This is a genomic window from Komarekiella delphini-convector SJRDD-AB1 (assembly GCF_014831675.1).
Classification (GTDB): domain Bacteria; phylum Cyanobacteriota; class Cyanobacteriia; order Cyanobacteriales; family Nostocaceae; genus Komarekiella.
This window is the reverse complement of sequence record NZ_VJXY01000039.1, coordinates 57,426-79,468: the sequence shown is the minus strand read 5'-3', so window position 1 is coordinate 79,468 and position 22,043 is coordinate 57,426. Positions and strand designations below refer to the sequence as shown.

Here is a 22,043-nt window from a genome sequence, read left to right as displayed (position 1 = left end):
ATCTAGGCTTTCTTTAATAAAATCTTCTAATGATTGTATCCACATCCCTGCATAACCATATTTTTGTACTAATTACTACTTTAGTACTTTTAAGCATTTTCTCATAACTGATTTAGGATTGCTATAGATATTTCTCAATCATGTATGAATGCAAGTTAAAGACAAAGAAACCAGGATGGGCTTGGCTCAAAATTACTAACAAGTCCCTTAATTGCTTGCTTTCAAAAGGTTGTGTAGTTGTCAGTAGACACAGAGCGCTCTGCCTTATTTTCAGGATAGACTTAGGAAATCTCTGCTTACAGACCGTTGCCAATTGGCTATTCTACAAGCGATGTTAAAAGATTAAATTACATACCTACTGAATCTACATTATGCAAGATTTTAGTCACTTGCTGTCACAAAAAGTTGATGCGATCGCTCAACAGTGGGTTGAAGCAGTAGCTCAAGACCAACAAATTAAAAGTACTGAGAATCTCTCGAAAACAGCTATTCGAGATCATGTTCCTCATGTTCTCACTGCTTTGGTGACAGTACTGGCTCACACTCAAGCAAGTGATATTAAAACGATTGTCGAAGCTAGCTTAGAACATGGTTTGCTAAGAGCAGAACAAGGCTTTGACCCCACAGAAGTTGTCCGAGAATATCACTTACTCCGTACCATTATATTTACTAATCTGCGTGCAGAATTGTTGCAGGGAACTGTAGAGGAGGTATTACGGTCAGTGTCGCTGATTAATGCAGTTGTGGATGAAGCGATCGCTCAGTGCTTTCAAAGCTATGTCAAAGAGCGGTTAAACGAACTAGAACACCTGCAAAACCAATTAATTTTAACTGTTGAAGAATTGAGGCGGTTAGTTCGTACTAGCCAAGAAAACCTAAATATGCTGGCACATGAACTAAAAACACCGCTTACCTCAATTATTGGCTACTCAGAACTATTCATTCGTCAACAGCGCTCCCCCGAACTCAAAGATACTGTTACTAGCGTCGAGCATATCGAGCGTGTGTTGCGTAGCGGTCGTCAACTCCTGCATATAATTAACGATGCGCTAGAGCTTTCTCGCTATGAATCAGGTGGGATGCAGTTACACCTTGCAACAACGGATGTTCATTCTATAATTAACACTGTTGTAGAAACTATGCAGCCTTTAGCAGATAAGCAACAACTCAAGCTACTGCTGAACTGTGAAAACGCACCAATGCAAGTGTTAACAGATCCATTAAGACTGCAACAGATTTTGACTAATCTAGTTAGTAATGCTATTCGCTACACAGAAACAGGTAGCGTGACTATTGAGTGTCATTCATTTATCAGCAATCAATGGGCGATCACAGTCAGAGATACGGGAATTGGCATAGCACTTGAAGACCAAGAGCGCATTTTTGAACCCTTTGCTCGTGCTGAACACTCCAAAAAACTGCATCTTCCTGATAGCACAGGATTGGGACTTGCGATCGTTGCACGTATGGTAAAGCTATTACAAGGCGAAATCAATCTTACTTCTGAGGTGGGAGTTGGTTCCACATTTACAGTAACTCTACCATTGGAAGTAATAACCGAAGTAGAGTTTATAGCAAAAACGTTTCAGTAGGTAGAGGCAGTCAAGTAAAAAACTGATTTCTACTTGACCACAACTCTCCATAATTATTTCTCACATATTGCGCTCATATCATCATTGAATTTCAACCAACGCTGATATGCTTACTTGACGTTAATAACGGTACTGTTGGTCAGCGGGATCACCGTAAGGATCTTCGCTAGCTGGGCGGATGTTACCATACTGCCCGTAATCCGCCGGATCACCGTAGGGGTCTTCGCTAGCAGGGCGGACATTACCATACTGTCCATAATCTGCTGGATCACCGTAGGGATCTTCGCTAGCAGGGCGGACGTTACCATACTGCCCATAATTTGCTTGATTGCCTCCTTGCATCAACTTCTTGACAGCTAGAGCCGCGATACCCGCCATCGCTCCCTTCGCCAATGGGTTGCTCATAATGTTACCACCTTGACCACCTGTAAAGCTCCCCGTAACACCACCCAGGATTTGACTGAGTATATCTGGTTGTTGCTGGTGAATCCGACCTGTCGTTTGAGCAAGATAATTTGGATCTTGAAAGCGATCGTCTATACCATCTTGGTTCAGATCAGGAAAATTCAAGTTTGAAGAACGTGTCTGCTGTTGAAGATATCGACCAAACTGCATCCGTTCTTGTGGTGACATCCGATTAAAAGCTTCTTGTGCAGATTCCTGGTACAGTTCTGGAGGTAACTGTCTAGATACTTGCTGATAACGGTTCAAAACTTCTTCATCAGAGTATCCCTCATGGGGTAAACCCTGTTCGTAGCGGTTGACAAAATTGCGGTAGTCATTTTCTTGTGCCTGACCACCACCGAAGATTTTTTCTAATAAATTCATTTGTTCCTCCTAAAGTTTTAATTCACTCACCTATTAACGGTCAAGTAATTACTTTTCAGATATTAATCGCTTTCTTTTTTTAATAGCATCTATCCAAAGATATTAATGCATTTAAAATATTAATAAATTGTTAGTATAAGACTCTTTTGAAGTGTTATTTTACCTTGTAATGCTTTAATTTTTTATATAAAATTCCTATTCAGCTTTTAAATATATCTCAGTACACTATTTTTACTTACTTCTTTCCTTACCTGTCTTTATGAGTGATTCAAGAATCAAATCGGATTACTACAATATATTGTTAAGTTTAAATGTAAAAAGATTTTATATTAAACATAAAAATAGAATGACAAATACATGCCATCTATTTTTATGTTTACAACAGTTAATATGTCTGAACAGGAGCTTGACCCAAACCCCTTAAATCGCGCCCTGTGGGACTGTTATTATATCCTTGAAAGTCACGGTATTGTCGTGCTTCCTCTTCTGGAACACGAATACCCCCTTGTGGCGGTGTTACCCAGATAGGGCGACCTTGAGCATCTCGATAGTAAACACGCCCATTTTTAGAAAGGTAGTATTTACCTTGTGCTCCCGCTCCTTGGGCATTTTTTCGCTGATTATAGAGATAGTAAAGTGCAGCGGCTCCTCCCAAAATTGCCACTTTCTGTCCTGTACTCAATCCCTTCCTAGCTTGAGGTTGATTTACGGGGGGACGATTATTTAAATTTCTACCAACACTATCGTTAATCGGAGGTGGTGCAGTATTTTGAGAACCTCCGCCGCAGCTATTAAGCAGCGGTAATGTTAGTAATGTTGAAAGAAATACTGCTGCGGGAAACGAAGCTAGTTTATGAGTCTTCATCATATTTCCTTTTTCCCTGAATTTAGATGGTGCAGTGTTATGACTTAGTACAAGAGTTTATATTTCTGTAAAATGGTCAAGTAAAAAACCAATTTCTACTTGACCGACATTCCTAGATGTTACAGAGCAAGCAGATTTATGTATGGGATCAATCCAAAATCTAAAATCAAAAATTGGATTACCACGATTACTTAGCTAGGCATATATGGCAAAACAACAAACTGTTGTCTGCACTACGATACTGCGGTTAGCTTAAAGTTTCTGACTCTTGTCTGCCTAGAATTTGTTTTTTAATCAAGCGAATTTCTGCTGCTAATTCTTGCCGAGTAGAATCTTTGAGTAAATAGCGGAAAATAAACCAAGTTGTGTAACTAAGCCCAATTAACTGTAGACTTGGAGAAACTAGTGGAATATCATTGATTGCACTCAGTACCGCTAGAAAAATTCTTAGGAACGTAACTCCTATTACAAGCAAAGCAAAGCTGAGAATCGGTAGCTTGTATTCTTGGTAAAACCTACCTATATACTCAGGTAGTTTGGCCAAAAATACAGAAATCTGTCTCCCAATTCTTTGCCATTGTTCTTCATTTTGTAAGGCGGGTGGTAATACTGGCAGGTTTCTAGCCTCAGAACCTTTAAGTGCTTCTATCTGGTTTTGGGAAGCAGCATCGATGTATTGCTGTTGCTGTAATTCGGTTTCCATAATTCTCTCCTGATTTTTTGCAATGAGAACAGTTTCATCGTTTGATGTTGTTATCAACTTTGGCAACGTTTATGATAACTACAATTTTTAGCGCCTTTTATTTCCTTAGTTAAAGGTTCAATTTTAGCTAACTGCTGCGTTAGTACTAGTGGATAGTTAAACAGTTTGATCTCGGTGGTCAACTATAATCACGGCAGGGTCTTCACTATTGTAAGTAGTATCAAAAATAGCTGTTTGCTGATAAACTCCTTGGTCGTAACCTTCAGAGGTGTCGTTAGCATAGTTATGACTTATAGAACTAATTAAAGTTGGGTCATAAATTTGCCACTCTTGAATTCCATGTCTGCTAACAATAGAGCCAGCTTGACGAAGCTGATCATCTGTGCCATTGATGATAATGACATAATCTCCTTGAGTGATGCGATCGCTGAAGAAACGCGCCCGCTCATCTGGTAGTCCTAACCTCATGGCATCAAACCGATCGCTTACGGCAAAACTTGTCAACCGTTCTGGTTGAGAAAAGTCTTTGTGAACTAAAGAAATTTGACTCAAAGGAAAACCCGCCGCACGCAAATCATTAATTGCTACTTCGGCATCACTAAGGTTACTGAAGTGACCGACAGCGTTTTTGGTTAGACTAGTACCCCGATTCAGGATAGCAGTTTTAGGAGTAGTTGCAGTGCTACTGGTAGTTTTACGCTGGCGATCAGGATGATCATAAATGCCAAACTCTTCAATACCTCGATGTTGTAAAATTGCTTCTGCTTTAGCAATTTCTGCATCTGCGCCATCAACAATCACTAAGTAGTGTCCGCGCTCCACTCGTTCGTTGTAAACTCTAGCTCGTTCTTCGGGAATTCCCAAACCAATCAATGCGCCAAGCAAACCACCAGCAGCAGCACCAATACCCACGCCTGCGACAGTCGTAGCCAAGGCTGTTGCTGTTGCACCAGCAAGCATGATTGGGCCAACACCAGGAATCGCTAGAGTACCAAGACCAACCAATAAACCAGTCAAGCCGCCTAAAGCACCACCGGAAAGTGCTCCTAGTGTTGCACCTTCATCAGCTTTATCACCAACCCGTCTAACTTCAGCACCAGCAATATCATCATTGCGGTTTGCATCCTGCACAACCACAGAAACTCTATCCATTGCAAAGCCTGAATCTCTCAACTCATGCAGCGCGTGCTCTGCATCCCGACGATGAGTAAATACGCCTACAGCACGCCGATGTATACCTAAAACCATTATTGCTCCTTGCAGCAAAAGAAAATTATTAATTTACAAAATTATTGATGCGTTAATAACATTTAGGCATTTTGAAATTCAATTCTCCTCAATCTCTTGGAATAAATTCTGTCTTTCTCAAGAGTGACAAAAGAAGTATTACAAGTAAAACAATCAAAGCTAAAAAGTGAACTGTTTTTTTTAATTAAATGTAAGGTATAAATCCAAATATTTAATTAGCATAAATTACTGTAAATACATAGGCTTGCTTAACTTCAAGCCTTACATTTAGTACTAGAAGCTAGTCATAAAAATGCTAGAAACTAGTCACAAAAATATTAAAACTAATTTTTATTTTACTAAGTACATAAATACTATACCCAAAATTGAAATAATTTTTTACTTATTTAATTACACGTAATTAATACCTTTGGTTAATCATCAAAGTGATTGAAGTCAATCTTCAGAGAGAAGATTTATATGAACTAATTTCTTAGTCTAGTAATGAAAAGCAAAAGATTTTAGGGAATAAAATAATGCCACTCCATAGAATAAGTGAATTCGACCCAGACTATCACAATACTATTCAGGGTAAAGACATCAAAGGAATGGGTGTCTATGTCCGAGGAACTGATGAGAAGATTGGTACAGTAAGTGATGCTGTAGTAGACGACGAAGGTACATTCCGTTATTTAATCGTTGACATAGGCTTTTGGATTTTTGGCAAGAAAGTATTGCTACCAATAGGTAAAGCACAGATTGACTCTAGAGCAGACCGTGTTTATGTTGTTGGTATCACAAGAGAGCAAGCGGAAAATTTACCTGAATATCAAGAGCATACAGCGCTTGACTACGACTATGAAGAACGAGTGCGTGGAGGATATCGCACACAGCCTTTAGAAAGCTCAGCGCCTCTGGATGCAACATCTACGGCTGCGGTAGCATCCACAGGTGGGTACACTGCTCCTAGTTATGATCGCAACAACTACAACTACGCGCAAGAGCCAGATCTATATGATGTTAGCGCTCAGGAAGACCAAACCTTCAAACTCTACGAAGAAAGACTGGTTGCTAACAAAAAGCGCCGGAAAACCGGAGAAGTAGCGATTGGTAAGCACGTTGAAACTGAAACTGCAAGAGTTGCTATTCCAGTAGAAAAAGAGCGAATCGTAATTGAGCGAGTTACTCCTCAAGACGCAGGTAAAGTTGTGTCTCCCGGAACAGCTAACTTCCGCGAAGGCGAAGTAGCACACATGGAAATCTACGAAGAAGTTGCTGACGTTCGTAAAGAAGCTTTCGTGCGTGAAGAAGTTAGAGTGCAAAAAGTTGTAGAACAAGAAACAGTTGAAGCTCAAGAAACCATTCGACGCGAAGAATTAGATGTTGACACGGATGGAACTCCAATAGTCAATAAAACTGACCAGATTTAAGTTGACTAAATCACGTACTTTTCAATATCTTTCGGTTAAGGGAAAAGGGGCAAGGCTGAAATTTACCCTTTACCTTTTCCTAAAGTACAAAACAGACAAGAAAAGTATTAAGCTATTACGCTTTTAAATTGCACAGTCACTCATAAGGTTCGTTAACCGCTGACGGTTAACTGTCAACCGTCAACAGCCAACACGAAAAGATGTGCAGATATGCGCGACAGCTTAGATTGCATTTTCGTTAGTAGGAGTAGTTTATCTACTGTTTCTCAGCAAAATATTTTGATAAATTGATGCTGCAAAAGATAGTGCTTAAGTGAGGAAATCAAAATGAAAATAATTCAACAGTTTCGCCAGATTTTAACAGCTTTAGTCTTGGTATTAGTACTAACAACAACAGCCGCTTGTAGCGGTACAGTTCAAGCTAAACAACCTACTCAATTACCGCCTGGAATTAGTCGGAGTGGAGACTATGCTCTGTTAGAACGCGGTAACAGCGTCCAGGGTCAAGATTTTGGTAATTGGGTTGTCAGTACAGCAAAAGGAATTGTTCAAGATGCTTATGTACGTGACAACAATAAGTTAGGTGTCGTAATTACGCCTCAAGTAAAACCAACAGAAGTGCGTCCATTGGCAAAATCTTTACTCCAAGGTTTTCATCGGAATTTCCCTAATCAAGACTTGACAGTTTTGATGTATGCACCAGATAAAAAACTGATTTTAACGGGTCAGTACGATGTGCAATCAAATCAAATTGAGTACAAGTAATGACTCAATTTTCAAAATTCAAAAAGCAGATTGATGTTGATTTGAAGTAGAAAAGGAAAAAATAAAATGAGTAGCAGTGACAAATACAAACGCGAAATCATGAACGATTTGGCTCATGGTAATACAGAATCTTTAGATGAAGTTTCATCTGATCCAACCAAAGATTATCAAAACTTCGATGATTTTGCTCAGCGCTCATCCCACGAAGAACGTCGCCAATTATTTGGTCGGTCTTTAAACCACGATCGCATACCTCCCAGCCAAATGGAGCCAGAATTGCAAAAAGCGATCGCTCAGATTAAGCCTAACGAACGCGATGATGTTGCACGAGCATTTTTCAAGCACCTAAAAGAAAGAGGCCTAGATGATCGCCATTTAGAGCGCACTTTGGGACTTTCTACCCACCACCCCAACCGGATGAATGCTGATGATGTCAGCAAACTTGCAGCCTTCGCTTATCACAATCATCCCGACATCTTCCAAGAAGTAATGGCTGAACAACCAGCAATTCTGAAGTTTCTGAGTAATCCAGTCGTAGGAGCAGCTTTAGGAGCGATCGCCGCTAAGTGGTTTGGTGGTCGTAAATAAACCTTTATCGCCGGATTTAGATCCCCGACTTCAAGAAGTCGGGGATCTAAACAGCACCGTTTTAACGAGGAAAATACTATGATTCAAAGTGCGTTAATTGCTTTGAAATTGTCTTCCTTGCAGTTGGGATTAGCACAAATTCCAGTAACAAGTGAAGTTTTAACTCCAGAACAAGCATCACTTGTTTTTTCAGGGCCGAAATTTTTGGTAGCATTGCTTGCTGGTATATTGATGGCATTTGCCTTTCAATTACTATTGACAAACTTTTCGCTAGCTGTAGGAATTTCTGCTTTAGGCGGTAGCTCAAGTTCTGATGAATCTGAAAGCTTAGGCGGAACGGTTCGCAAAGTTGAAACAGCCGCCGGTCTTTGGGCACTTGTTACCGCAACTATTGCCTTATTTAGTGCTTGCTTTTTAGCAGTTAAGCTCAGCTTAATTGAGAGTACGCTTTTAGGAGCAATTATCGGTGTAGTCATCTGGTCTGCCTTTTTCACAGTCATAGTGTGGTTAGGTTCGAGTGCAGTTGGCTCCTTGATTGGTTCTGTTGCTAGCACTGTTACAAGTGGTATGCAAGGAATCATGGGTACAGCAAGCGCGGCTTTGGGTGCTAATGTTGCGAAAAATCAAATGGTTTCTACCGCTGAAGAAATCACCGCAGCCGTCCGTCGGGAACTCACATCAGGTTTTGACCCAGATAGCATCAAAAATACATTACAAAGTTCTTTATCTGGTGTACAGTTACCCCAGCTTGATACCAAACAAATCCGCTCTCAATTTGAGAAGCTGCTAAAAGAAGGAGACTTACAATCGATTGCTGATAATGACCTCCTAAAAAATGTTAATCGCCAAACATTTGTCGATTTAATTAGCTCTCGTACAGACTTTTCCAAGTCAGATATCAATGGTATTGCCGACCAATTGCAAGGTGCTTGGAACCAAGTTGTGAAAGGGCAAAATCCCACTGACCAAGTAATTAATTTACTCCAACAAGCTTCTCCAGAAGAACTGCAATCTGAGCAATTAGCTGAGAGAATTCAACAATTGGCGACAGTCGGCGGTGGAAATGGTAAGCAAAGCAATGGAATAGTCAAACAAGCTATTGAAATCGGCTTAGGTGCGGCTTTACCTGCGGTGTTAAAGCGGGTAGATTTTGCAGAAATAGATGTAGATAAAGTTACCCATCAGCTACAACAACTGTCAGGAAAAGTTCAGGAAATAGATGTCGATAAAATTACACAGCAGCTACAACAACTCAAAGACCAAGCAACCCAGCAAGCAAGTAAGGTTGGTAGTTCCGTAGCTCATAATTTGCCTGCACTTCCGAATAATACCATCAAGGCAGATATTGAAGAATACATCTTAAATTCCTTCCCTTGGCATTTTAACAGCATCACAATTAAAGATGAATTCAAAGAAGTCATCTATGACCCAAATGCTAACCCAGGAACCATCAGACGGCAATTGGAGGAGATAAACTTAGAGTATTTCACCAACTTGCTCAAGCAACGGGGAGATATTAGTGAAGCGAAAGTCAAAGATATTTCCGAGCAGATGGAAAGCATTCGCACGGAAGTTTTAGAAACTGTTAAACAGGCAAGTGCAACAGAAAAATCGCAAAGTCTCCGCACCCGTCTAGAAGATTACCTACGCTCGACTGGGAAGGAAGAACTCAACCCAGAAGGTATTGAGCGAGACTTGACGAAGTTGCTGGAAGATCCAGAAGCGGGAATTGAAGACTTAAGTCAGAGATTTTCGGAAATTGACCGCGATACTTTAGTTAAGCTCCTGGCTTCTCGTGAAGATATTAATGAAGAAGAAGCTAACAATATTGTTGGTCAATTTGAGCGGACTCGTGATAATGTCTTAAACCGGGCCCAAGAACTGCAAGAACAAGCCAGAGCAAAAGCTGATGAATTGCGGCAAAGGGTAGAAGAATATCTGCGAAATACCAATAAAGAAGAACTCAATCCTGAAGGTATTAAGCGTGATTTTGGAACGCTGCTAGAAGACCCACAAGCAGGACTTTCCGCCCTAAGAGGAAGATTATCACAGTTTGACCGCGATACTTTGGTTAAATTACTGAGTCAGCGGCAAGATTTGAGTGAGGAACAGGTAAATCAAACCATTGACCAGTTGCTCACGGTACGAGATAACGTTTTACAAGCTCCGCAAAAAGTAGCCGAGACAGCAAAACAGCAGTACGAAAAAACTACGATCGCGATTAGCGAATATCTCCGCAATACTAACCTGGAGGAACTTAATCCTGAAGGTATCCAACAAGACTTGCAAAAATTACTGGCTGACCCCAAAGAAGGCGCTGATGCACTTAGAGAGCGGCTTTCACAAGTAGATCGTGAGACTTTAGTTAAGCTGCTGACACAACGGGGAGACTTGAGCGAGGAGCAAGTCAATCGCACCATTGACTCAACGCAACAAGCCATTAATAACATCGTCAAAGCACCGCAACGCTTAGCAAAGCGTGCTACTCAAAGAGCGCAGGAGTTTGAAGCAAATCTAGAAAATTATCTGCGGAACACCAATAAAGAAGAACTTAACCCGGATAGTATCAAGCGCGATTTGCAATTGTTGCTGTCTTCTCCCCGTGCTGGAGCGTCTTCTTTAGGTGAGCGTGTCTCTAAATTTGATCGCTCTACACTTGTGGCTTTACTGTCCCAGCGTGAGGATATCTCAGAAGAAGAAGCTAACCGCATTGTGGATCAAATTGATTCTGTGCGTAACTCAATTGTCGAACAATATCAGCAGATTCAGCAAAGGGTGCAATCAGCACTTGATAGTGTTTTCGGCTCAATTCGCAACTACCTCAACTCACTGGAGCGTCCTGAACTCAATTATGAAGGTATCCAGCAAGACTTTGCCAAATTGTTTGATGATCCACAAACAGGATTTGAGGCTTTGCGCGATCGCCTGTCTTCTTTCGACCGTGATACTCTAGTTGCTGTCCTCAGTTCGCGTGAGGATATTTCCGAAGCGCAAGCTAACAAGATTATCGACCAAATCGAAGGCGCACGTGATACAGTACTGCGCCGAGCCGAACGCATTCAGAAAGAAACTCAAAAACGCCTGAATGCAATCAAAGAGCAAGTACAAAAGCAAGGAGTTGAAACCAAAAAAGCAGTTGCCGGTGCTGCTTGGTGGTTATTTAACACAGCCTTTGTCTCTTTAGCGGCTTCAGCTTTAGCCGGAGCTTTAGCTGTATCAGGTTTTGACCTATTTGGTTAAAAGTTCTACTAACTCATGGTAAAGCCTCTCGACAGAGAGGCTTTTTTTATTAGCGTTGCTGATTATCAACGATGACATGAAAATTCCTCTTCCTAGTCCCAATCCCCAGTCCCCATCGCCCCTTATCCCCAGAGGGGGCCCCGAGTTCCCCAATCCCCAGTCCCCTCTAAGCAGAGTACTCCTTGAGACGCGGTAGTAGTCCAATTAGACTTAAAAGAGCGATCGCACTTAGCACCACCGGGGTAGTAATCTCGAAGCTATCTAAATCCTGGAAGCCTTGTTTAATCGATTTGTCGAAGGCTGCTTGGTTAATATCGAATGCCTTTTGGTTAGCTTTTCTGAACTCGTCAAACGCCCAGTTTGATTGTCCTGGGTTATTACCTATGCAAAGTGCGATCGCTTCCTGGTGTTTACCACTCCGCTCTAACTGGCGCAACTGTTGATCGATAGTCAGATAAGTGCCCAAAATCCGAAGGTTTGCGATCAAAGCTTCTCGCTCCCCTGCAAAAGTCATACTGTTCAATTCTTGGGCCAAGTAACCTGTAAACCCATCTACCTTTTTGCCTTCTATTGTGTAGCCTGCGGCTACTGTCTCGAATGTTTGACCGTTGGGAACTTGGGCGATTTTGGCGATATTCTTCAAGAAAGCTTGTTCGTGATTGCTGGCAAAAGCTGGGTCAAGTAGGTAGCGACTTTCGGCAGCATTAGCAATGTAGGTTAAAGCACGAGCTTGCCGCAACCCATGTATCGACATAAAAGCATCTTCTGTAGCAATCCTTAAATGCTGGGAAGCGGAAAGAAACGCCCCGACTGTATAATTCAAAAAGCCAATAGCGATCGCACTCGCCACTAATAACCAAGGATTAAAGGTACGGCGCATTCTTCGAGCGAGAAATAGCTGAAGTGCTACCAGTATGCTGATTAGTAGTACACCAGAAATGACAATCAAAAATAAAAATTTACTAGAAGTAAACTTTTCTTTATCGTAAGTGTTCTCTATAGCTCGCAAGTTCACCTCATCCAGTGCGTCGGCTGCTGGTAGGAGCTTGTTATCCATAATTTCGGCTGCTGCTCGATAAGCAACCAAAACAGCATTAGCATCACCCCGTGTGTGAGCGTCTCGCGCCTGCTGAATTTTAGCGACGTATTTCCCAAACTCCAGTTGCATAGTTTCAATGGGTTTTCGCTCTTTGTCGCCATAAGAGATATTTTCAGCAGCAGCAACCAGCCTTTCAGCAACTCTCTGATATCGTTCCTCAGAACCTTTGACAGCAACTTGGTTCTGTCCAGGTGGAACTAGCAGTTCTTTAACGACGTAAGCATCCATACCTGCTAAAGCATCCTTGAGACGCTGAGCAGTGACAATACTTGGTGTTGAGTCCTCGCCAACTGTTTTGATTGCGTACCGTTGCCTTTGAATTCCGGTAATAACTGCGATTAGTATTAATATACTTGCAACCCAAGTTAAGTACAAACCACCCTTGAGGAGTTGAGGGGTAGTGAGTTTGCTAATTGCTTTTGTTGAAACTGAGATTATTTGACTCATATTTTAATAATGTAGGTTGAGTTTCATATAATGAACACCAAATTTGGTGTTCTGATCTCGAAACTCCGAGTTCCAATCTTGGAGTTTGGTGTTCTGATCTCGGAGTTTTAAGTCAGGACTTACGCACGGGTAATGGAAAATCGAACCACAGAGGACACAGCGAGAAGTCTGAGCGGAGGAAACCTCCGCTCAGACTTCTCAAGACAGAGGGCACGGAGAAATAAGAGTTTCAGAGAGTTTTTGCGTAAGTCCTATAAGTTTAAAAGTCAAAGTTTGATGTTCGTAGCTTTGAGTGCCAAGTTAACAGTAAACAGTAATCAGTTTTTTTCTGACCCCTGTTTACTGTTTACTCTTTACTGTTCACTGTTTTAAATCGCATTCTTGAATATACGCAACCTCCTTCCTGCTTTAGCGAACAGCCTTGACTGTAATCCGCGTCCAGTGTCCGAGAGTAAATTCATCTCCATCTTGCAATTGGGTATCCAGCATTGGCGTCAATTCAACCCCATTCAGCTTTGTACCATTAGCAGAATCGATGTCGCGTAGAGTCAACGTACCATCAGCTTGACGGTTGAGCAAAGCATGGCGGCGCGATACAGCATCATCAAAGTCCAGGGAAACTTCTGGATGAATGCCTCGAATCTCACTACGACGACCAATCAGATTGCTGTCCTTTTCTAACCGGAAAATAACAGGTGGTTGATTGGTTGGTGCTTCTGGACTTTCCGAATTGCGTAGAGATGGGTCAATAGTCACAATCACCTCCCAAACTATTGGGGATTGGGGACTGGGGACTGGGGATTGGGGAACTCGGGGCCCCCTCTGGGGATAAGGGGCGATGGGGACTGGGGATTGGGGAATGGGGATTGGGGATTGGGGATTGGGGACTGGGGATTGGGAAAGAGAATTATTCTTTTGCTCCCCCTGCTCCTCTACTCCCCCTGCTCCCCCTACTCCCCCTACAGGCAATTCACCATGTGCGCCGGTGACGAAGTTGTAACCGCAAATCTCACAGAAATTTCCACTATTAGATTCACGGGGAGCGCTGCAAGCTGGGCAGGTTTCAATAGATATGGTTTGCGGCACTGTTGAAGGAATAATATTTACAACAAACGCTTGTTCCGGTATCCTAAGAATTTTGGCCCCACATTCTGAACAAAAATCGGATTCAGTTGATTCGTGTCCTTTTAAACATTGATAAGTCATTTGTCATTTGTTATTTGTATTTACGGCATTGCACAAACAAAGGATGAAATTGATGTACCGAGATCTAAAACTCCTAATTCTCTCTGCGCCTCCGCGTCTCTGCGTGAAATAAATCATCCCGCTTTCTCTGCAACGCCATATTTATCAATAATTAATAACTAACTCTGAGATTTAGGAATACGAGTAGTCTTAGTAGAACGAGTCTCCAACGCCATCGCGTCCTCTTTCGCCACTTCGCGTTTCAGCCTTACTGTACCCGTCGGCGCATCCTGCACATCAACCACAGTTTTCAGCAATTTAGCAGTTGCCTCGTTACCAGATTCATGAGCAAGTTTAACCGCTTTGCCTAACTTAGCTGTAGCAACCTCAACATCACCTTTAGCACGAGCTTCTAACCCTTCCTGTATAGACTGGGCAAGTTCTGCCTGTCCAGTATAGTGAGCAACCCGTCTGTCAATTTTCGTAGATTTAGCTTCATCATCTGTCCAGGTTGCTAGAATTCGTGCCTCGGCAATTTTGGTTTCTGTGCCGTTGAGCGTGTAAACCAGGCTGGCTCTACCCGCCAGCATTTCATCACCAACGTTTCCCGGATTAACCTCAATACAGAAGTGGTAATCACGGGATTCTTGATTCCCCCAAGCACCAGTAGGGTAATCAACTACCTGGGGCTTCATGGGTTTAGCGCGGTGGGTGAGGTCAACAATATCAGGGCTTACCTGTTTGCAGAACAATACCTTTGCTCCTTGAGGTGTCCACAGACGCATGGTTACATCACTGACATCTTTGCTCATGGCTTTTTCAAGAATGGCTCGAAAGTCAGCTTCAATCATTGAGGCATTAGGGATAATGTCGGTTGTACCCAAAAGCTGATTTGCAATTTGCTGGAGTTGAGCAACGCGCCAATCAGTACCTACACCCCGACAATCGCATTGAAAAACTCCTTCACATTGCTGTAAAATCGTCTTCAGTTTTTGTTCATCAGAGTCATCGTTCTGTCCATCTGTGAGCAATAATGCTTGACGAACTGCATTAGGCATCCTTTTGAATTGCGTCAAGGATTCAGCCAACCAGGTAGACATGAGTGTGCCACCATTAGCACTGATACTTTTGATAGATGCGATCGCCTGCTGTTTCTTTTCCCATGTAGCCTGGGACACAGGAAAAACAATACTAGCTTTACTAGCACCAGTGACGATAAAGAAGTGGGCATCCTCTGGCAGCAAATTTACGAGTTGAGCGATCGCATCTTTAGCTGCGTGAATCTTACCACCTCCCATTGAACCAGAGGTATCACAGATAACGCCAAATAGTCGTTCACGGCTGGGAGATGTAGTTGCACTATCACCCCCTTCGACGCTGATGGTCATGATGGCGTTGACTTCTTTAGTACCTTGGGGGAGGAATTGGTTTTGAAAGACTTCGGCTTTGAATTGGTTGGACATGATTTTCAATAACAATGTGAAGAATTAACGTTCGCGTAGCGTGCCGGAGGCATACCGCAGAGGCGCAGAGAAGAAGAGAATATTTAAGATATAGAAATTTGGGCGTTGCTGAGTGAAAGTATGAATTAGTATCACGCAGCGGAAAGTCTGAGCGCCGGCTTCCGGCGAACAGAACTTTCCAAGACAGAGACGCAGCGAAAAGTTCTGTAGGCGGAGAGAAGTCTGAGCGCCGGCGTCCGGCGATGGTCTGTATCACTGCCGAGAGGCGCAAAGCCTTGCGCCTCTCCCTTGTGTCCAAAGGACACAAGGCAACCGTTCTTTCAGAACGGTTGGGCAGTAAGACCCGCATAGCGATCAGAACTTCGGGGTTTCCCGCCGTAGGAAACTTTTCAAGACAGAGGCACAGAGAATAAGAGTTTGAGATATTAAATTTTTGAGTTTCATACTCATATTCAGCAATGCTGAAATTTGGTTTATAAACACAGGACTGCAACGGTGATGTTGTCATGTCCGCCAGAGTTGCGGGCAAATTTGACTAGTGAATGGGAAACGGCGATCGCATCTGTATTTGATGTCTGCTGTATAATTTTTGCCAAGCGCAAGGCTTCTGGTGCATAGTTCCACAATCCATCGGTACATAGTAGCAAGTATCCTGAACCAGGAATAGTAAAGTGTACAATCGAGGGAACATTATTTTCAATTGCATCTGCCCCTAGCCAGCGGGTAATCGCATGAGCATGAGGCGATTGTCTGGCTTCTACTTCGGTCATTTCTCCGGCTGCTACCACCTCCCTAAGCCAGGAATCATCCTTAGTCAATTGCTGGGAATCGTTGTCAGACAGCCAATAAGCACGACTGTCACCAAGCCAACTAATGGTAGCGGTACGGTTTTGCACAAGGGCAGCAACAATTGTTGTTGATGGGTATTCTGAATTTATACTATTTACATAAGGGATATTACATACAGATTGTAGAGCAGTGGCAAAGGCTGATTTCATTGCTGACTCTGGATTTTCTCCTTTTTCCCAAGCAGTAGCTAGCGCTAAACACGCACTTTCAGCAGCAATTTGGGCTGCTACATCAGATTTATCGGAACTGGAAACTCCATCACAAACTACAAGGATATTTGTCTGAGCGTTATTTAGCTGTTTTAGGGCAAGGAAGTCTTCGTTACGGTTGTGTTTGAGTCCGCGATCGCTGATACCTGCTAAGTGCAAGTCAATTGTCACTTCAACCCGTTCCCTTTGGCGTATTTCTCTACGGAATCCACAATGAGTACAGAATCCTTCATCATCAATTGCCTCAATTCCAGCACCGCATTTTTCACACTCACTGCTGGAGGTTAGAGGTTTAATTATCGTCAAAGGTGTACCGCATTCTTCACAGAATTTATCATCACTTGCCAAGACAGAAGCACCACAGTTTGGGCATTCCATAGGCTTAATTCGCTGCTCCTGATTTCATGTGACTACGAGAAAGCTCATAACGAATTATTCCCTCCTCAGAACCTTGTCCAACATACGTAAATTGGCTTTTTTCCAGAACTCGTTGTGAAGCTTTGAGTTCTGGTAGAGTTTCTGCGATAACTTGCCGAACTTCAGGATGGTCAAATGCCCAAGAAACAAGCGCTTCGATAGCTTCTGTCCCGTAACCCAAGTTTTGAAACTCTTGTAAAACTGAATAGCCGATTTCGACGGTGCCATCAAACGTTGGCTTGCCTTTGAAACCACCATTACCAATGAGGGTACGTGCATCTGTAACTACATCATTCAGCACAAAATACCAGCACCACCATCCTGACTGTTCTGGAGCTTCTTGTAATTTATGTAAGAAAAACGACATAGTTTCATCGTCGTTAAATTCAGGTGGCCAGGTACTAGGTACAAGTGCATTGAGTAGCTCGGAAAACTTGGATTTGTCACTAATTTCCACTTGGGCAATTTCTAAGGTGGAAGCAATTAGCTCCAAGTTTTTTGTTGTAAGTTTAATTTTTGTCATTTTCTTGCGATACTTAGTTACTTAAAACAAACTTCTAGGACGCACTCGATTTGCCTCATCTACTAAGCGGATTTTTTCATTGCCATTTGCGAGGTGTGCCATATCGCGCAAAGCTTTTTCTAACCCTTTTCTTAAATGCACTTCTTGGAATGGCTGCCCCAAAATTGTTAAATCAGAAGCAGCTTGTAATTGCCGCGAAGTCAGCAAGTTGAGGGCAGTATCCAAAACTTGTTGAGTCAGTCGATAGCGATCTATTCCTTCCAATGTGAGTGCTTCAATTGCCGTTGAAGCCGCTTGAAGTTCTTGAGTTCCGGGAGTAGAACGATCGCGGTTAATTAACGTCCGGGCAATTTCTACGCGCGATCGCGTAAACAAATTTGAGGTTTGAGGTATGCGTTCCAATGCCGCCACCGCAGCGTTGCGATCGCCCATAGCGCAAAGGCAACGAGCCAACCCAAACGCTGCTGATACATAACCGGGATCGGTACGAGATACTAAGTCATACATTTTAATTGCTAGTTGGTAATTTTGCGCCTGCTCCGCCGCCAGCCCCAGCGCTAGCTTCGGAGCCACCTCCCCCGGTAGGTCAAAATAAACTTGGTCAAATGCTAACTGTGCCTCTTGGGATTTACCCTGTGCCATCAGCGCTCGACCTCGATACCAGAATATTCGCCAGTCCCAAGGGTCTTTGGCTTCGATTGTAGTTAAAGCTTGCTCTACATCGCTGTATTCATTTATTTCAATGAGAGTATTTGCCAAGCGGAACCATGCTTCACTGGTATTAGCAACTTGCTTGGTAACAACCTCTAAACTAACAGCCCGCTTGACTGGATCGGCGATCGCACTAGCATTGAGTACTGCATTGAAGCCAGGATCGCTAGAGTCTAACATCGGTACAGGCAATTGCTGGTAGTCAATTTTTATTGGTTCAAAATCACCACTATTGGTTAGAGCCAGCATATCTCCACCAAATAGGTTACTGGTAGATGGACGGGGGATATTAGTTGAGAGAGCCACCACTTCCCGCAGCACACCTAACAATTGATCTGCCATTTCATCCGCCGACTGAAAACGGTCATCAGGGTTTTCAGCCGTTACTTTAATCAGGAACCGATAAAGTGACTCTTGCTGGGAAAACAGAGGTTCTTCTTGGGGACTAGGCAGTTTATAAAGATGTTCTTTGTTAAAACCCCGAATATCAGTCAGCAACACCGCCAAAGTTCTACCAACGGTAAACAGATCCGAGACGACTGTAGGGCCTTCACCTGCTTCGGGAGCGCTGTAGCCCATAGTGCCGTAGATATCACCATCGGGGTCATCAATGCGGCGGACACCACCTAAGTCAATTAACTTTACGTCGCCGCCCTCGACCATGATGTTATCTGGCTTGAAGTCGCAGTATACTAAGCCCAAAGAATGCAGATAAGCAAATGCGCTAAGGATGCGGTGAATATAAGCGATCGCCTCCGCTACTGGTAACGGCCCGCGACTCTTGCGAATTTCCCTCAGAGTTTTACCACCAACGTACTCCATCACAATAAAACCCTCACTATCGTGGTTAACAAAGTTGTAGATACCAACGATATTGGGGTGTTTTACCGCTGCGAGAAATTGCCTTTCTGCAACGGCGACGGCTGCGCTAGATGCATCTTCAGTATTTAGCAGTCCCTTAAGAACAACGTAACGAGACAGAGTTTTATCAAAACCTAAGTAGATCCAACCTAAACCACCATAGGCGATCGCTCCTTTAACTTCATATTGCCCCACCACTAAATCGCCAGGACGGAGGGTAGCAATAAACGAAAACTTCTGTCCGCACTTACTGCAAAATCCCTTTTCCCGTCGCAGTTGGTTATTGCAATTCGAGCAGAAGCGTTTATTATCCGGTACTTTTGGGTCAAGGATAATAGCTTTTTCTGGCTCCGTTGAAGGCAGATCCGGCACAGAAACGAGTCCTGCCCCTAACTGCTTGCGACTACTACGGGCAGAAGTGCTACTAGTACGCCGCGAACCTTGGGAACGTTTAGTTAGTGGCGACGAACCAGTACCCGTAGTAATAGGTGAACTCCTACTTGTGTTAGCCGTGCTTTGCTTCTGGCTGACCAACGGAGTTTTAACCGCTGCAAGTCCGCAGACATTACAGTAATCATCTTCGATAGTACCAGTACATCCATTTCTTGAGCAGGTTAAGCCTTCCATTAGGACATTCCTACGATTTTGTCATTAGTCAGGAGGTGGGAGATGGGAGACGGGAGACGGGAGATGGGAGGTGGGAGATAGATAGGAGATAGGAGACGGGAGACGGGAGACGGGAGATGGGAGATAGAAATCATTCACTATTTCCCCACTCCTCCACTCCACTACTTCCCCTGCTTCCCCTGCTTTGACTTGGGGCTTGCCTCCGTCAGAGAGGAATTACTCCTCCACTCCACTGCTTCCCCTGCTCCCCCTGCTCCCTCTCTTCACACTCCTCACTATTTGCTATTTAACCTTTTTTCATACTTGGATACTAATTCAGCAGCTTTATCTAGAGGAGTTGGTCGCGTGTGGAGTAGTTGCTTTGCTTTCTCGGCTAGTTCAGCTAGGATGACATCTTCTATTAATCCTCGTGCTAGTGCCTTGGCTTTGAGGGCATCGAGGCGTCCGCGTAGCTCTCGACGAGTTTCTAGAGGAGCGCTATTGGCTATATGTGTTTGTTTTTCCAATGCTATGTACTCTCTAGTTTTGATAGTCAAATTTTCTAAACCAACCATAACCGGATTCACCAAACCCTCCGCCAGCTTGGTTTCTAATCTTGTTAGCCATTGGCTGAGGGCATCGATTTGCACCTGAGTCAATGGAGTTGCCAGCATTGAATGATCCACGACTTTTTCCTGGCTTTCCGCAAAAGCTGCGATAGATTTTGAATTTAGTTCTTCTAATTGCTGTAATAAATCGTGAGCGATCGCAAATTTATCTCGTATTTGAGCCTGCTGTTTAGCCTTTTGTTCTAAAGCTACTTTCACTTGTGTTAGCAATGGCTGAATTTGCTGCTCTACATTTTCACTCACTCCCAGAGGATCTTGCTCAATGCGATCGCGCAAGGAAGCGATCGTCTCACGAACTTGAACAAGTTCATTGAGAGAACCTCGATCCAGCGATTCAGCTAATTGTTGCAGTGAGCGAATTTGAGTTTCTGCATTTGTCAGTATCAAATCCAGATTTGTCCAAGCGGCTTCAACAGCCAGAAGTGTGTCCCTAGCCACAGAGAACGCGTCTGTCATGACTTCAACTAGCAGTGCGGGGGTAATGGCATTTACCTTCTGGGCCCCAGTCAATAATCCTCTTTGTGCCAGTGGCGTTTGTACAGCAGGTAACTCAATTGAGGCTCCTGTTAGAAGTTTTTTAATCTCGTCTATTTTTTGCTCACCCACCATCAAAAAACCAATTTTCTGCTCTTTTGGTAAAAAGTGTGGTAATTGTTGTCGTAGCTTGGTTGCTTGATCAACCGTTTGTACTAACAAATCGAAGTATTGAAATAATTTGTTTACTAACTCCAGCGCTGGGGTGACTCGCGCCGCAGTGATTCCCGTCAAATGCACTCCGGGAAAACCAGGGCTACCACAGAGGCGTTGATATGTTGGCAGTTCTTGCAGTTCGAGAAGATTTTGACTAGCAATTTTGACTTTGTTCTTCCAGTCGGCTAAAAGTTGATCAATTTCAACTGCCATAGCGATCGCTCCTATACAAAATAGGTCTTCCCAGACATTGGTAAGCAGCAGGGGAACTATGCAATTATATTTATATTTTTCTAATCGTTTTCTAAATCAATAATGCTAATCTCGAATATGATAAAACCCGACAGCCACCCGATTGCTGCTGCCTTCCTTACTAGTGCAGCAGTCGAGAAGGCAGATCGCTATATCTACAATTCTGCAAAATCGCTAATAATAACATAATTAGTCTCATATTTATCACAATATCTGAAAAATAGAGGTTAGACAATTTTAGATTTTAGATTGACCCCATGCATCAATCCGCTTGCTCTGGGAATTTTGGGTTTTCTATTGATTCCACGAATAAATCCGCTTGCTCTGTACCATTAAGGAATCATTGGTCATTATTATTTATTAACTATTTTAAATATTTTAATTATTAGCTTAAGTGTCTTAAATGTCTTAAATGTCCACTTAATTATTAGCTTAAGTGTCTTAAATGTCTTAAATGTCCACTTAATTATTAGCTTAAGTACCTTAAATAGCTTAATTGTCTACTTAATATTGTCTTATCTACTATTGCATTTTCTTGATAAAACTGAGATTATTTGGAAGCTTGGTTAAGCATGTCAGTTTAATATAGCGGTTCTCGCTTAAGTGAGGTATACAGAAGAAATAATTGACCACAGATAAACACCGATAAATTTGTACTTTAGCCAAGAAACGCTATAAAGTAAATTGATTTAATCAAATAATTAAACTTTTGCTTTATAAAACCTTGCTTTTCTAAAAACTAGCTTAAATAGATTAAGATAAAAAAATAGTATTTTTAGATCAAAATATATTCAGTATAAAAAGCAAAATTAAGTTTCATATTATGATGGGAAAAACTTTATATTTTAGATTAAATAAAGTTAT

General features: G+C 42.6%; 16 protein-coding genes. 5 read left to right on the top strand and 11 right to left on the bottom strand.

Going from position 1 to position 22,043, the window contains the following annotated elements; translation table 11 throughout:
- Positions 1 to 371: 371 nt before the first annotated feature.
- Entirely contained in the window at positions 372 to 1,592 is a 1,221-nt protein-coding gene (locus tag FNW02_RS26930) for a sensor histidine kinase (protein ID WP_191760548.1), read from the top strand.
- Between the two features lie 120 nt (positions 1,593 to 1,712).
- Here FNW02_RS26930 and FNW02_RS26925 read toward each other — a convergent pair whose 3' ends face one another.
- The 4 genes from FNW02_RS26925 to FNW02_RS26910 form a co-directional block, all read right to left on the bottom strand.
- Positions 1,713 to 2,420: a hypothetical protein gene (locus tag FNW02_RS26925; protein ID WP_191760547.1), complete on the bottom strand. Its 708-nt coding sequence runs from the start codon at positions 2,418 to 2,420 to the stop codon at positions 1,713 to 1,715.
- 385 nt (positions 2,421 to 2,805) lie between these two features.
- Positions 2,806 to 3,288, bottom strand: a complete 483-nt coding sequence (locus FNW02_RS26920; RefSeq protein WP_191760546.1) for a hypothetical protein — start codon at positions 3,286 to 3,288, stop codon at positions 2,806 to 2,808.
- A gap of 244 nt (positions 3,289 to 3,532) precedes the next feature.
- Positions 3,533 to 3,988 carry a CAAD domain-containing protein gene (locus tag FNW02_RS26915; protein WP_191760545.1) on the bottom strand — a complete coding sequence of 152 codons (456 nt, stop codon included), beginning with the start codon at positions 3,986 to 3,988 and terminating at the stop codon, positions 3,533 to 3,535.
- Between the two features lie 156 nt (positions 3,989 to 4,144).
- Positions 4,145 to 5,236 carry a general stress protein gene (locus tag FNW02_RS26910; RefSeq protein ID WP_191760544.1) on the bottom strand — a complete coding sequence of 364 codons (1,092 nt, stop codon included), beginning with the start codon at positions 5,234 to 5,236 and terminating at the stop codon, positions 4,145 to 4,147.
- Positions 5,237 to 5,751: 515 nt separating this feature from the next.
- On the opposite strand from FNW02_RS26910, the gene FNW02_RS26905 reads away from it, so the two are divergent.
- The 4 genes from FNW02_RS26905 (at position 5,752) to FNW02_RS26890 (ending at position 11,238) form a co-directional block, all read left to right on the top strand.
- The gene (locus FNW02_RS26905) at positions 5,752 to 6,645 is read left to right on the top strand and encodes a DUF2382 domain-containing protein (RefSeq protein WP_191760543.1); all 894 of its coding nucleotides are present in this window, start codon (positions 5,752 to 5,754) and stop codon (positions 6,643 to 6,645) included.
- A 327-nt stretch (positions 6,646 to 6,972) separates the two neighbouring features.
- A complete protein-coding gene (locus FNW02_RS26900; RefSeq protein ID WP_191760542.1) occupies positions 6,973 to 7,410 on the top strand; it encodes a hypothetical protein in 438 nt (145 codons plus the stop codon).
- Positions 7,411 to 7,476: 66 nt separating this feature from the next.
- The gene (locus tag FNW02_RS26895; RefSeq protein ID WP_191760541.1) at positions 7,477 to 7,998 is read left to right on the top strand and encodes a hypothetical protein; all 522 of its coding nucleotides are present in this window, start codon (positions 7,477 to 7,479) and stop codon (positions 7,996 to 7,998) included.
- A gap of 78 nt (positions 7,999 to 8,076) precedes the next feature.
- On the top strand, positions 8,077 to 11,238 hold the full coding sequence (locus FNW02_RS26890) for a coiled-coil domain-containing protein (RefSeq protein ID WP_191760540.1): 3,162 nt from the start codon (positions 8,077 to 8,079) through the stop codon (positions 11,236 to 11,238).
- Positions 11,239 to 11,404: 166 nt separating this feature from the next.
- Here the strand turns inward: FNW02_RS26890 and FNW02_RS26885 are convergent, their stop codons facing one another.
- The 7 genes from FNW02_RS26885 to FNW02_RS26855 all read right to left on the bottom strand — a co-directional run bounded on the left by FNW02_RS26885 (position 11,405) and on the right by FNW02_RS26855 (position 21,140).
- A complete protein-coding gene (locus FNW02_RS26885) occupies positions 11,405 to 12,784 on the bottom strand; it encodes a hypothetical protein (protein WP_191760539.1) in 1,380 nt (459 codons plus the stop codon).
- Between the two features lie 408 nt (positions 12,785 to 13,192).
- A complete protein-coding gene (locus FNW02_RS26880; protein WP_191760538.1) occupies positions 13,193 to 13,990 on the bottom strand; it encodes an FHA domain-containing protein in 798 nt (265 codons plus the stop codon).
- A 158-nt stretch (positions 13,991 to 14,148) separates the two neighbouring features.
- Entirely contained in the window at positions 14,149 to 15,432 is a 1,284-nt protein-coding gene (locus tag FNW02_RS26875) for a vWA domain-containing protein (RefSeq protein ID WP_191760537.1), read from the bottom strand.
- A gap of 473 nt (positions 15,433 to 15,905) precedes the next feature.
- On the bottom strand, positions 15,906 to 16,868 hold the full coding sequence (locus FNW02_RS26870) for a PP2C family serine/threonine-protein phosphatase (protein WP_191760536.1): 963 nt from the start codon (positions 16,866 to 16,868) through the stop codon (positions 15,906 to 15,908).
- Positions 16,869 to 16,872: 4 nt separating this feature from the next.
- On the bottom strand, positions 16,873 to 17,430 hold the full coding sequence (locus FNW02_RS26865; protein ID WP_191760535.1) for a GNAT family N-acetyltransferase: 558 nt from the start codon (positions 17,428 to 17,430) through the stop codon (positions 16,873 to 16,875).
- 21 nt (positions 17,431 to 17,451) lie between these two features.
- Positions 17,452 to 19,629, bottom strand: a complete 2,178-nt coding sequence (locus FNW02_RS26860; protein ID WP_191760534.1) for a serine/threonine-protein kinase — start codon at positions 19,627 to 19,629, stop codon at positions 17,452 to 17,454.
- A 275-nt stretch (positions 19,630 to 19,904) separates the two neighbouring features.
- A complete protein-coding gene (locus FNW02_RS26855) occupies positions 19,905 to 21,140 on the bottom strand; it encodes a hypothetical protein (RefSeq protein ID WP_191760533.1) in 1,236 nt (411 codons plus the stop codon).
- Between the last annotated feature and the right edge of the window lie 903 nt (positions 21,141 to 22,043).

Excerpts from the sequence above, each read along its gene's own strand:
- FNW02_RS26930 (WP_191760548.1), top strand. The coding sequence starts at position 372 with ATGCAAGATTTTAGTCACTTGCTGTCACAAAAAGTTGATGCGATCGCT.
- FNW02_RS26925 (WP_191760547.1), bottom strand. The coding sequence starts at position 2,420 with ATGAATTTATTAGAAAAAATCTTCGGTGGTGGTCAGGCACAAGAAAAT.
- FNW02_RS26920 (WP_191760546.1), bottom strand. The coding sequence starts at position 3,288 with ATGATGAAGACTCATAAACTAGCTTCGTTTCCCGCAGCAGTATTTCTT.
- FNW02_RS26915 (WP_191760545.1), bottom strand. The coding sequence starts at position 3,988 with ATGGAAACCGAATTACAGCAACAGCAATACATCGATGCTGCTTCCCAA.
- FNW02_RS26910 (WP_191760544.1), bottom strand. The coding sequence starts at position 5,236 with ATGGTTTTAGGTATACATCGGCGTGCTGTAGGCGTATTTACTCATCGT.
- FNW02_RS26905 (WP_191760543.1), top strand. The coding sequence starts at position 5,752 with ATGCCACTCCATAGAATAAGTGAATTCGACCCAGACTATCACAATACT.
- FNW02_RS26900 (WP_191760542.1), top strand. The coding sequence starts at position 6,973 with ATGAAAATAATTCAACAGTTTCGCCAGATTTTAACAGCTTTAGTCTTG.
- FNW02_RS26895 (WP_191760541.1), top strand. The coding sequence starts at position 7,477 with ATGAGTAGCAGTGACAAATACAAACGCGAAATCATGAACGATTTGGCT.
- FNW02_RS26890 (WP_191760540.1), top strand. The coding sequence starts at position 8,077 with ATGATTCAAAGTGCGTTAATTGCTTTGAAATTGTCTTCCTTGCAGTTG.
- FNW02_RS26885 (WP_191760539.1), bottom strand. The coding sequence starts at position 12,784 with ATGAGTCAAATAATCTCAGTTTCAACAAAAGCAATTAGCAAACTCACT.
- FNW02_RS26880 (WP_191760538.1), bottom strand. The coding sequence starts at position 13,990 with ATGACTTATCAATGTTTAAAAGGACACGAATCAACTGAATCCGATTTT.
- FNW02_RS26875 (WP_191760537.1), bottom strand. The coding sequence starts at position 15,432 with ATGTCCAACCAATTCAAAGCCGAAGTCTTTCAAAACCAATTCCTCCCC.
- FNW02_RS26870 (WP_191760536.1), bottom strand. The coding sequence starts at position 16,868 with ATGGAATGCCCAAACTGTGGTGCTTCTGTCTTGGCAAGTGATGATAAA.
- FNW02_RS26865 (WP_191760535.1), bottom strand. The coding sequence starts at position 17,430 with ATGACAAAAATTAAACTTACAACAAAAAACTTGGAGCTAATTGCTTCC.
- FNW02_RS26860 (WP_191760534.1), bottom strand. The coding sequence starts at position 19,629 with ATGGAAGGCTTAACCTGCTCAAGAAATGGATGTACTGGTACTATCGAA.
- FNW02_RS26855 (WP_191760533.1), bottom strand. The coding sequence starts at position 21,140 with ATGGCAGTTGAAATTGATCAACTTTTAGCCGACTGGAAGAACAAAGTC.